Genomic DNA, 12,054 nt, shown 5'->3' with positions numbered 1-12,054 from the left:
TGCCGCCTGCAATTCACAGACAGCAAGCCCTTTCAGCTGCTTGAACAATTTTTACTTCAGAATATTGTCTAACTTTTTGGGGTCACTTCACCGTCGGGAAGCCTCCTTTTTTTGCTTTATTACCAGCTTGCGACCGTGCCGTCGCATCTCGGTTCGGTGCCCGCGGCGTAAACGCCGTTTTCGCACTTCCAGATGATCTCGCCGCGGCCCATGGCCGTGCGGTCGTCGACGATCTCGACCTCGTGCCCCATTGCTCGCAGATGCTCGGCGATCGCCTCGCCCGCCTCGCGCTCGATCTGGAGCTTTTTGCCGCCGATCCACTGGATGCGCGGCGCGTCGAGTGCCTCCTGCGGGTTCATGGCGTAATCGATGGTGCTCGTCAGCACCTCGACCTGCCCCTGCGGCTGCATGAACGCGCCCATCACGCCGAACGGGCCGACGGCCTCGCCGTCCTTGAGCAGAAAGCCCGGGATGATCGTGTGGTAGGACTTCTTTCCGCCCTCCAAATAGTTATCGCTCTTCGGGTCGAGGGAGAAGTTCGCGCCGCGGTCCTGAAGCGAGATGCCCGTGCCGGGGATGGCGATGCCCGCGCCAAAGCCGCAGTAGTTGCTTTGGATAAGCGAGACCATGTTGCCCTCTGCGTCCGCGGTGCAGAGGTAGATCGTGCCGCCGCAGTGCGGGTCGCCCGCTTTGGGCTCAAGAGCCTTATCCGTGATGAGTGCGCGGCGGGCGGCGAGATAGTCGGGCGAGAGCAGCTCGCTGACCTTCGTTTTCATATAGCGCGGGTCGGCAACGTAGGTCTTCGTGTCGGCAAAGGCGAGCTTGATGGCCTCCATGACCTTGTGATAGTAGTCCGCGTCCTCGCGCTTTTCGGGCAGCGTCAGCCCGTTCAGCATACCGAGCGCCATCAGCACCGTGATGCCGTGGCCGTTGGGCGGGATCTCGCAGACGGTGTAGCCGCGGTAGTCCTGCGTGATGGGCTCGACCCATTCGGGGTGGTAGTTCTTGAAGTCGTCCTCGCAGAAGTAGCCGCCCGTGGCGCGCGAATGGGCGACGATCCTTTCCATCAGCTCACCGCGGTAATAGCTCTCGCAATCCGTTTCGGCAAGAGCGCGCATCGTGCCGGCGTAGGCGGGGAAGCGGAAGATGTCGCCCGCGCGGTACGGCGAGCCGTCCGGCTTCATAAAGCTCTTCCACCAGTATTCATAGGGGGCGGGGTCCTGCGCCATGACCCTGGCGATGCGCCTGCTGTCGCGCGCCCAGAGCTTGCCGACATTGACGGGCACGGCATAGCCGTTTTCGGCGTAGGAAATGGCGGGGGCGAAGAGCTCGGAGAGCGGCTTTGTGCCAAAGCGCGCATTGAGCGCCGCCCAGCCCGCGGGCGCGCCCGGGACCATCGTGGGGAGCCAGCCCTCTTCGGGGACAGCGTCAAAGCCTTTGGCGTGGACCTCGTCCGCGCTCAGCGCCATCGGCGCAACGCCGCTGGCGTTCAGGCCGTAGAGCTTTTTTTCCTTCTCAATCCACACGAGCGCGAAACAGTCGGACCCAAGGCCGTTGCCCGTCGGCTCGAGCAGCGGCATCGCGCCGGCCATGGCGACGGCGGCATCGACGGCGTTGCCGCCATTTTTCAGCACGTCGAGGCCGACCTGTGCGCCGAGGGGAACGGACGTGCAGCACACGCCGTTTTTGGCGTAGACCACGTTGCGGCGGGAAGAATATCGGTAAGTTAACGGATCAAAATTCGGCATGATCGTTCTCACTTTCGTCGTTTTTCCCAGTATAGCAGTCCGCGCGAAAAAGGGCAAGAAAAAGACGCTGTGCCATGCGGCGGCGGGAAAGTCTGCGCGAGCAATGCAGAAAACTGAATATTCACCCGATAAGAGATTGAACATTTTACGTTTTCCCGCTTGACAATCTGAAAAACTGCATTATAATACAATCAATCTGATATGAAATGCCTCCTTTGGCACCGGCCGGGGAGAAAAGGCATCCATGACTGAGCCGTAGGTATTCCGGGCGACCGGATAAGGCTGGGTCGTGGGTGCTGTTACTTTTTTATAGAGAAAAGGAGAACGATATGAACATCAAGCCCTTTGCTGTGGAAGAATGGATGAACGAGTACGAGGTGGGTGCGCTCTACAACATCGCCGAGACCTGCGTCGACTCCGTTTCGCTCGACGAGCTTTTCGAGCTCACGGGCGAGAACAAGGAGGACTTTTTGAAGGACTTCTGTGCCCAGCGCTTGACCTATGGCGATATCTGGGGCAGCAAGGCGCTGCGCAGCGGCATTTCCAAGCTCTATCACACGATCAAAGCCGACGAGGTCGTGCTCACGCACGGCGCGGCGGGCGCGAACCATCATGTGTTCTGCTCGCTCATTTCCGCGGGCGACCGCGTGGTCAGCATCATGCCGACCTATCAGCAGCTCTACTCCATCCCCGAGGCCATCGGCGCGGACGTCGCCATCATGCACCTAAAGCAGGAAAACGACTATCTCCCCGACCTGAATGAGCTCAAGAGCCTCGTCACGCCCGAGACGAAAATGATCTGCATCAACAACCCCAACAACCCCACCGGCGCGCTGATGAGTAAGGAGCTACTGGGGAGCATCGTGGAGATCGCCCGCGGCGTGGGCGCGTACATCCTCTGCGACGAGGTCTACCGCCACCTGACGCAGGAGGACGAGTGGTGCGAATCCATCGTCGACCTGTACGAAAAGGGCATCTCGGTCAGCAGCATGTCTAAGGTCTTCTCGCTCGCGGGCCTTCGCATGGGCTGGATCGCCACGCACGATGAAGCGGCGCGCAAGGCGTTCCTGTCGCACCGCGACTACAATTTAATTAGCTGCGGCATGTTCGACGATGCGATCGCGTCCATCGCCCTGCGCCACAGCGACGTGATGCTCAAGCGCAATCAGCGCATCGTGCGCGAGAACCTCGCCATCCTCGATGACTGGATCAAGGGAAATCCGCACTTTTTCTACACCAAGCCCAAAGCCGGTACGACCGCGCTCGTTTACTACGATTTCGATATCCCCTCCTACGAGTTTTGCAAGCGCATGTACCACGAGACCGGTGCGTTCGTCACGCCGGGCGACTGCTTCGAGCAGCCCCACAGCATGCGCGTCGGCTACGCCTGCGACGTCAACACGCTCAGAGACGGCCTTGCCGCGGTGACGAAGTTTGCCGCGACGCTGTGAGCGGCGAAAACACGTGATAAATAAAAGAAATCCGTCCGGTCATCGACCGGACGGATTTTTGACTTGTAAGGGGTTCACGCCTTGGCCCTGTTCCCGCGCATGAAGTGCAGAATAAGGACGATGGCCGCGCCGATAAGCGTCGGGCAGATCCAGCCGAGGCCGAGGTCGGCAAACGGTAGGTACTGCTGACCGAACGCCTTGATGGCCGGACCGTGGATGGCGTTGAACACGCTCTCGGGCAGCGCGATGATCAGATCGTAAACGGCAGCGATGAGCGTGAAGCCGATCGTCCAGCAGTACACCGTGCGGTCGTGGCCGAAGAATTTACCGAGCAGCGCCAGCGCAATGAGCGCGATGGAGAGCGGATAGAGGAACATCAGCACCGGCAGCGAATAGCTGATGATGGCGCTGAGGCCGAGGTTCGCAAACAGCAGCGACACGAGACTGAAAATGATTGCCCAGATGCGGTACTTTGGCCCGTCGGGGAAGAGCGCGCTGAACGTCTCGGCGCAGCTCGTGATGAGACCGACGGCGGTCTTGAGGCACGCGAGCGTCACCGTGGCGGCGAGGATGAAGAGACCGGCGGAGCCGAGGTAGTGCTGTGCGATCTGCGCGAGCGCCGTGCCGCCGTTCTCGCTGGCTTCAAGCACGCCGCGGCTCTGCGTGCCGGCGATCGTGACGGCGATGTAGATGAACGCCATCAGAAGGCTGCTGAAAATGCCCGCGCGGACGGTGCTCCCCGCCACAGCGGTGGGATCGTCCACGCCGAGGTCACGGATGACCTGCACGACGATGATGCCGAAGGCAAGACTCGCCAGCGCGTCCATGGTGTTGTACCCTTCGAGGAAACCAGCGAAAAACGGCTGGGACGCATAGTCGCCGAGCGGCTCGACATCCGCAATGGCCGCACTCGGAGAGAGGAGCGCGACGACGACCAGAATGCCGAGGAAGACGAGAAAGCAGGGGTTCAGAATTTTGCCGACCCAGGTCAGGATCTTACCCGGGCGCAGTGCGAAAAAGAGCGCCGCGGCGAAAAACGCTACCGAGAAGAGCAGCAGGTACAGTGTGTTACTGTCATTTTGCGGAAGCACCTGCTCAAGTCCCACGGTGAATGACGTCGTCGCGCAGCGGGGAATGGCGAAAAACGGCCCAATGGTCAGATACAGCGCGCAGGTGAAGAACATCGCGTAGGAGCAGTTGACCTTGCTGCTCAGGTCAAAAAGACCGTTGGAGCGGCTGATGCCGAGCGCGGCCACGCCGAGCAGCGGCAGGCCCACGCCCGTGATGAGAAGCCCCAGAATGGCCTGCTAAACGTTGGAACCGGCCATCTGGCCGAGGTGCACGGGGAAAATAAGGTTACCTGCGCCGAAAAACAGGCCGAAGAGCATGCTGGCAACATAGGTGTATTCTTTGGCGGAGAGCTTGCGTTTCATGGTGAGAAATATCCTTTCGTGGCGGCGACAGGGGCAAAATGCCCCGTCCTGAATGATTCGGGTAACAAAAAAATCGGTCTGTTCCCGCGCTCTGACATTGCAAGGGGATACTCCCATGCTTGTGGAACATTCCACAAGTGCTTTGCCAGATCAATGGAACATACCGGATCCATGCTGCCAATCATTGCAGGCAGCGAATCAAACCGAGCCTTGGAAAATGAGGTCGATCAAACCGCTGCCGACTGCTTCGACGACATAGATTCGGACGAATGCCCCTCTACGCCAACGATCAGTCGCCAGCTTACTCCAAAATTGACATTTTTGGACGTAACCATGGTGTTCAAACGATCGCCTCCTTTGCTGCGGAAATTGGCATCATTATACCATACCATTACATTTTGTCAAGCATCAATGAGAAAATGATATGTTAAAGACGCGGGAAGAAAGGGCACAAAACAGCGCACGGCGCGGAGAATCCGCGCCGTGCGCTGTTTTGTGAAAAGGAAACGCTTATATAAAGAAAAATGACGATCAGCCGAGCTTCTGCGCAAGGTCCTCGAGCGCGGCGGTCATCGCCTCTTCAAACGAGGGGTGCGGACGCATGGCCAGCAGAAATTGATCGACCGTCATGTGGTTGGCGAGCGCCTGCGAGACGCCGCCGATCATGTCGCTCGTATGCTCGCACATGAGCTGCGCGCCGAGAAGCTCGCGTGTTTCGGCGTGGGCGACGAACTTCATAAAGCAGCGGCCCGGGTCGGCGATGAGCGTCTTGGCGTTGTCGAACATGACGTGTTTGCCGACCTTGACGGGGATGCCCGCCTCCTTGGCCTCGGCCTCGGTGAGGCCGACGACCGCGATCTCCGGACGGCAGTAGATGCAGCTCGGCACGACGGACATGGATGTGTGATTTTCCCTTCCGTAGAGCAGGTCGACGCAGGCGATGCCCTGCGCGGTCGCCACATGGGCGAGCTGAATTTTGGCCGAGACGTCGCCGATGGCGTAGATGTGGGGGATGCTCGTCTCGTAGCGCTCGTTCACGGCGATGCTGCGGCGGTTCATCTCGACAGAAATGCCATCCGCGAACAGGCCGTCGCAGTACGGGCGGCGGCCGATGGCGCAGAGCACGGCCTCGCCGGAGACGGTCTCGCTCTTTTCCTTGCAGGTGAAGTTGACGGCGATATCCTCACCCGTCTTCTCGACGTTCTGGACCATCGCGTTCGTGAAGACCTTCACGCCCTGCTTTTTGAGGATGAGCGCGAGGCTCTGGCCGAGCTCCTTGTCCATGTTGGGCAGCAGGCGGTCCATGCCTTCGATGACGGTCACTTCACAGCCGAGGTCTGCGTAAAACGTCGCAAACTCGATGCCGATGACGCCGCCGCCAATGATGACGATGGAGCGGTACAGGTGGTCGCACCCCTCAAGCAGTTCGTCGGAGGTCATCGCGAACTCAAGTCCGGGAATCGGCGGGCGGGACGGGACGGAGCCGGTGGCGATGAGAATATCGTCGCAGGTGTAGTCGTTGGCACAGCCCTCGGCATTCGTCACGCGGACAGCGCCGGGTGCGGTGATGAGCGCTGTGCCGCGCAGAAAGTCAATCTTTGCGGTCTTGAAAAGCGATTCAATGCCGGAGGACAGCTTTTGCGAAATTTCGCGCTTGTAGGCAAAAATCTCCGTCATGTCGGCGCGGATATCGTCGGTGTGGATGCCGGCGTGTGCGCCGTGCTTGGCGTCGTGGAAGATCTGAGAAGAGTGCAGCAGCGTTTTCGTCGGGATGCAGCCGCGGTTTAAGCAGGTGCCGCCCGCTTCGCGCTTCTCGACGACGGCGACCTTCTTGCCGAGTTTGGCCGCATGGAGCGCGGCCTCGTAGCCGCCTGGACCCGCGCCGATGACGATGAGTTCATAATGAGCCATAGTAGTTCTTTCCTTTTTGAGAGCAATGCCGCCGACTTTTCGGCGGCATTGCGTGATGTTGTAGAGATAGTCAGATGTCCTGCTCGCGCAGCAGCGCGCAGAGGCCGCCTGAATAGCCGCGGCACTCCCCCACCGACTGCACGCGCTCACAGAGCGCGTCGACGGCGAAGCGGCAGCCGCGAAGCGCCTGCGCAAGCGGCGCGGCGAACTCCGCGTCCATCGCGTCGGACCAGACGGCGGCGTCGGCGATGCAGCCGTTTTCGACGGCGAGCTCGACCGTGACCTCGCCCCAGGCAAAGCGCTTGGCGCAGGAGAACGAGCACGGCACGCTCTTGCCGTACACCCAGTCGTAGCTGTGGAAGCGCTGGTAGCGGCGTTCGATCTCAGCGGCGTCGAAGTCCTCCCCGCGAAGTTCCTCGGCCTTGAGACCGTAGACGGTCTCAAGCGCCTTGACCATGGCTTGTGCCATGCCGTCGATCGTGAGATCAGGCTTTAATTCCGTCAGGTTGATGACGCGCGAGCGCACAGACGCGACGCCCTTGCTCTCGAGCTTCGTCTTCGACGGCGTGAGGTATTTGCCAAGGTTCGCCATGTCGACGTTCACGAGCAGCGTTCCGTTGTGGAACGAGCAGCCTGCGTGTGAGTAGAACGAATTGCCGGAGAATTTGCAGCCGTTTGTCAAAATGTCGTTTCGGCCCGAAATTTCCGCCGGAATGCCAAGACTACGGCAGGCCTCGACGATCACGCTCTGCTGGCGGCGCAGGTCATAGTCCTGTGTGCGGAGCGAGAACGTGAAGTTGAGGTTCCCCAGATCGTGGTAGACCGCGCCGCCGCCGGAGAGACGGCGGGCGAGCGTCCCGCCGTCGCGCTCAAGCTCGGTCGTGCGGCATTCCTGCCACGCGTTCTGGTTGCGGCCGATGACGACCGTGTGCTTATTCTGCCAGAGGTAGAGAATGCAGGTGTCCGCGCCGACAGTATCGGTCAGATACTCTTCAAGCGCCAGGTTGCGGTGCGGGTCGGTGCAGGCACCGATAAAATACTGTAATTTCCGGATCATGCAAACTGATAACGTAAAACCATGTTGCGCGCCGCGCCGACCTCGTCGAGACGGCGGACGGGCGTGGAGTGGGGAGCGGTGTGGAGCGTCTCGGGATCGGAGTGCGCGAGTTCAAAGAGCTTGCAGTAGATGCCGCAGACCTCGTCCATGGTCTCCTTGCTCTCAGTCTCGCAGGGCTCGATCATGAGCGCCTCATGGACGATGAGCGGGAAGTACATCGTGGGCGGGTGCAGGCCAAAGTCGAGCATGCCCTTGGCAAGGTCGAGCGCGGAGACGCCCGTCTCCTTGTGGAGATCGACGAGCGACATGACGAACTCGTGCATGCAGATCTCGTCATAGGCCATGGTGAAGGTATCCTTGAGCCTGACGCGCATGTAGTTCGCGTTCAGCACGGCGTTCATCGCCGCCTCGCGGATACCGGACTTGCCGAGCGTGAGCACGTAGGTCAGCGCGCGCACGACGACGTCGAAGTTGCCATAGAACATCTTCACGCGGCCGATAGACTTTTCGGGGTATGCAAAGCCGTACTTGCCGTCCTTTTTGACGACCAGCGGGCCGGGCATGTACTTTTTGAGGAATTCCTTGCAGCCGACCGCGCCTGCGCCGGGGCCGCCGCCGCCGTGCGGTGTGGCGAACGTCTTATGCAGGTTACTGTGGATGCAGTCAAAGCCCATGTCACCGGGACGGACGACGCCCATGACGGCGTTGAGGTTCGCGCCGTCGTAATAGCACAGGCCGCCCGCATCGTGAATGATCTTCGTGATCTCGAGGATGTTCTTGTCGAAAATACCGACGGTGTTCGGGTTCGTCAGCATCAATCCCGCGGTGTCGGGGCCGACGGCGGCGCGCAGCGCGTCGAGGTCGACGCAGCCGTCCACGCCGGACGGGATGTTGATGACCTGGAAGCCGCACATCGCGGCGGTTGCGGGATTTGTGCCGTGGGCGGAGTCGGGCACGATGATCTTCGTGCGCGCGGTATCGCCGCGGTCGGTGTGATAGGCCTTGATGAGCAGAACGCCGGTGAACTCACCGTGCGCGCCCGCCGCGGGCTGGAACGTGACAGCGTCCATGCCGAAGACCTCGCCAAGCTCAGCGCCCAGCGTGTGCAGCGCCTCGAGCGCGCCCTGCGCGGTCTCGATGGGCTGGAGCGGGTGGAGCTGGGTGAAGCCCGGCAGCGCCGCCATGTCCTCGTCGATCTTGGGGTTGTACTTCATCGTGCACGAGCCGAGGGGATAGAAGCCGTCGTTCACGCCGTGGATGCGCTTGCAGAGGGCGGTGTAATGGCGGGTGAGCTCATTTTCGCTCACGTGGGGCAGGTGCAACGCCTCGCTGCGCTCTTCGGGAAGCTGATATTCGGGGACGTCACACTCCGGCATGAGGGTCATGCCGCGGCCTTCGACGCCAAGTTCAAAAATAAGCTTCATTTCATAGCACCTCCTTCACGATAGCAACGGCACGGTCGAGCTGGGCCTTGGAGACGAGCTCCGTCACGCACCAGAGAATGCCGCCCTCGACCTCTGCGCCGCCGAGGATGCCCTCTGCTTCGAGCGCGTCGAGGATCTTCTTGCGGCAGTTGGGGCATTCGACCTCGGTGGCGAACTCGTGGAAGAATTCACCCTTGTACTTCAAGGTGCAGCCGATCTTTTCAAGTTCAGAGGCGAAATAGTGCGCCTTCGAGGTGCAGAGGCGCGCGCACTGCTTCATGCCCTTTTCGCCCATCGCGGCCATGTAGACGCCGGCGGCGAAGGCGCATAGCGCCTGGTTGGAGCAGATGTTGGAGCTGGCCTTTTCGCGGCGGATGTGCTGCTCGCGCGCGGACAGCGTCAGCACGTAGCCAACCTCGCCGTCCACATCCTTCGTCTGGCCGACGATGCGGCCGGGGAGCTTTCTCGTCATGGCGGATGTCGTGGCCATGAAGCCGAGGAACGGGCCGCCGAACGCCGTGTCGAGGCCGAGGGGCTGACCGTCGCCGACGGCGACATCCGCGCCCATCGCGCGCGGCGTGGGCAGAATGGCGCAGGCGATGGGGTTCACGCCCATGACGAACTTTGCGCCCGCGGCGTGGACGATCTCACCGGCCGCCTTCGCGTCTTCGATTTGGCCGAAGTAGTTCGGCTGCTGGAGGTAGAAGCACGCGGCATCATCGCCGAGGGTTTCCTTGAGTACGTCGAGATCGGTCTTGCCGTCCTTTGCGGGGACGACAAAAAGCTCGGTATTCGAGGCAAAGCAGTAGGTCTTCATGACCTCAATGACCTGCGGATGGGCGCAGGCGGAGACGTAAGCCTTCGTGCGCTTGCGGTCCTTGCACATGGGGATCGTCTCGGCTGCGGCGGTCGCGCCGTCGTAGTGCGAGGCGTTGGAGACGTCCATGCCGGTCAGCTCGCAGATCATCGTCTGGAATTCAAACGTGCCCTGCAGCACGCCCTGGCTGATCTCGGCCTGATAGGGGGTGTAGCAGGTGACAAGCTCTTCGCGGGAGGTGACGGATTTGACGACCGACGGGATGAAGTGGCGGTAGGCACCTGCGCCGCGAAGAACGGTCTTGAAGACCTTGTTCTTTTCGGCCATGGCGGTGACGGCCTCGCGCACCTCAAGCTCGCTCAGGCCCTCGGGGATGTTCAGCCCGCCGCTCCGCAGGAGCATTTCCTGCGGGACGGCCTTATACAGCCCTTCCAGGCTGTCGACTCCGATGGCGGCGAGCATTTCTTCCCGTTCCGCAGCCGTGGTGGGAACGTAAGAGCCCATCTCAGCCCTCCTGCGCGCAATGCGCTTCGTAAGCGGCGGCATCCAGCAGCGCCTCAGTGTCGGTCACGGGGGAGACCTTGATGATCCATGCGCCGTAGGGGTCGGAGTTCAGAGTCTCGGGCGCGTCGGCGAGCGCCTCGTTAACCTCGCAGATCGTGCCGCTGACGGGGCAGATCACGTCGGAGACCGCCTTGACGGACTCGACATCGCCGAAGCTCTCACCGGCGGTGACGCTGTCGCCCTCGGCGGGCAGGTTGATAAAGACCACATCGCCCAGCGCATCCTGGGCAAAATCAGAAATGCCGATCACGGCGACGTCGCCGTCCATCTTGACCCACTCGTGGGACTTGGAATACTTCAACTCAGCAGGGATGTTCATGGTAATTTCCTCCTCAAAATCGTTCTCAGTGAATGTTGTTTGTGATTGACGGTCCAATGGTTTCCGAATATTCGGTCAAAAATCTCTATTTCAGCGTTCGAGCTTGTAGAACGGCATTGGCACGATCTCGAGCTCGACCATGCGGCCGCGCACGTCAGCATTGAGGTGCTTGCCGATCTCGATATCTTGGGCGGGGATATAGCCCATCGCGACACCGCAGCCGATATAGGGCGCGAACGTGCCGGAGGACGCCCAGCCGATCTTTTCTCCGTCCATCGTATAGAGGTCGCAGTGCTCGCGCACGATGCCGCGGCCGACGACCTTCATGCCAATGCGCTTCATTTTCGGCGCGCCGAGCGCGACAAGCGCGTCGCGGCCGATGAAGTCCTTGCCCGTGAGCTTGCACGGAAGTCCCGCCATCTTCGGCGTGATCTCGTCGTTCATCTCGTGGCCGTAGAGCGGCATCGAAGCCTCGAGACGCAGCGTGTCGCGCGCGCCGAGACCGCAGGGGATCAACCCCTCGGGCTCGCCCGCCTTGAGCAGGGCCTTCCACAGATCAACGGTGTCCTCGGCCTTGCAGTAGATCTCAAAGCCATACTCGCCGGTGTAGCCCGTCTGGGAGACGAGGGCGCGGATCGTGCGCTCGCCGAGGTTCAGGGGCACGTCTTCGGTGAAGGTGTAGTACTTGGCGGGGATGTACTGCTCGTCGCAGAGCTTTTTGAGAATGTCGCCGGACTGGGGGCCCTGCAGGGCGATCTGGCCCCAGTCGTTGCCCTCGTCGCGGTAGTCGACGTCGCCGGAGAGATGGCTCTCGACCCAGGCGGCGTCCTTTTCGCGGTTGCCCGCGTTGACGACGAGCCAGTAATTGTCCGCTGCGCAGCGGTAGACGATGAAGTCGTCGATGATGCCGCCATTGTCGTTGCAGAACATCGAGTACTTGATCTCGCCGTCTTTCATGTTCGAAATGTCGGCAGTGATGATCTTCTGGACGTTGGCGACGGCGTCGGGGCCCTTGAGGCGAAGCTCGCCCATGTGGGAAACGTCGAACAGACCGGCCTTTTCACGAACGGCCATGTGCTCGGCAATCACGCCGGTGGGATACTGCACGGGCATCAGGAAGCCGCCGAATTCGACGATCTTGCCGCCCATGTCCACGTGCGTTTGGTAAAGTGGTGTCTTCTTTTCCATAGTGCGCATCCTCCGAAAACAATAATTTTAATGAATCTTATAAAAATTATTAAAATTAAGCATCAAAAAAGAGGCACAAAACTCCCTTTTGAGCTTTGTGCCTCCGTTGATCACCTGAGAGATTCCCCGCCCGAGCGATCGC

8 protein-coding genes and 1 pseudogene are annotated in these 12,054 nt (G+C 60.7%); 1 reads left to right on the top strand and 8 read right to left on the bottom strand.

Features of this window, described 5'->3' with window-relative positions; genetic code table 11:
* Positions 1–119: 119 nt before the first annotated feature.
* Positions 120–1,748, bottom strand: coding sequence for a gamma-glutamyltransferase family protein (locus NI20_RS0107565; protein ID WP_033120804.1), 1,629 nt, complete (start codon positions 1,746–1,748; stop codon positions 120–122).
* 329 nt (positions 1,749–2,077) lie between these two features.
* Here NI20_RS0107565 and NI20_RS0107560 point away from each other — a divergent pair, with 329 nt between their 5' ends.
* Positions 2,078–3,199 carry an aminotransferase gene (locus NI20_RS0107560; RefSeq protein WP_033120800.1) on the top strand — a complete coding sequence of 374 codons (1,122 nt, stop codon included), beginning with the start codon at positions 2,078–2,080 and terminating at the stop codon, positions 3,197–3,199.
* A 74-nt stretch (positions 3,200–3,273) separates the two neighbouring features.
* Here NI20_RS0107560 and brnQ read toward each other — a convergent pair.
* From brnQ to gcvT, 7 genes and pseudogenes are all read right to left on the bottom strand, one after another.
* A pseudogene (gene brnQ, locus NI20_RS13830) lies at positions 3,274–4,632 on the bottom strand (branched-chain amino acid transport system II carrier protein).
* Positions 4,633–5,163: 531 nt separating this feature from the next.
* Positions 5,164–6,543, bottom strand: coding sequence for a dihydrolipoyl dehydrogenase (gene lpdA, locus NI20_RS0107550; RefSeq protein ID WP_033120799.1), 1,380 nt, complete (start codon positions 6,541–6,543; stop codon positions 5,164–5,166).
* 70 nt (positions 6,544–6,613) lie between these two features.
* On the bottom strand, positions 6,614–7,600 hold the full coding sequence (locus NI20_RS0107545; protein ID WP_052084512.1) for a lipoate--protein ligase: 987 nt from the start codon (positions 7,598–7,600) through the stop codon (positions 6,614–6,616).
* Positions 7,597–9,024, bottom strand: coding sequence for an aminomethyl-transferring glycine dehydrogenase subunit GcvPB (gene gcvPB, locus NI20_RS0107540; RefSeq protein ID WP_033120798.1), 1,428 nt, complete (start codon positions 9,022–9,024; stop codon positions 7,597–7,599). Before gcvPB ends, NI20_RS0107545 begins: the two co-directional genes overlap by 4 nt.
* Before the next feature lies 1 nt (position 9,025).
* Positions 9,026–10,345 (bottom strand): aminomethyl-transferring glycine dehydrogenase subunit GcvPA, encoded by a 1,320-nt coding sequence (gcvPA, locus tag NI20_RS0107535; RefSeq protein ID WP_033120797.1) that lies wholly within the window; start codon positions 10,343–10,345, stop codon positions 9,026–9,028.
* Position 10,346: 1 nt separating this feature from the next.
* Positions 10,347–10,724 (bottom strand): glycine cleavage system protein GcvH, encoded by a 378-nt coding sequence (gene gcvH / locus NI20_RS0107530; protein ID WP_033120796.1) that lies wholly within the window; start codon positions 10,722–10,724, stop codon positions 10,347–10,349.
* Positions 10,725–10,814: 90 nt separating this feature from the next.
* Positions 10,815–11,912, bottom strand: a complete 1,098-nt coding sequence (gene gcvT / locus NI20_RS0107525; RefSeq protein ID WP_033120795.1) for a glycine cleavage system aminomethyltransferase GcvT — start codon at positions 11,910–11,912, stop codon at positions 10,815–10,817.
* Positions 11,913–12,054: the final 142 nt, after the last annotated feature.

This window comes from Oscillibacter sp. ER4 (genome assembly GCF_000765235.1).
Taxonomy (GTDB): Bacteria; Bacillota; Clostridia; order Oscillospirales; family Oscillospiraceae; genus Hominicoprocola; species Hominicoprocola fusiformis.
Note: the sequence above shows the minus strand (reverse complement) of the source record. Positions and strands in the feature narration are given on the sequence as shown.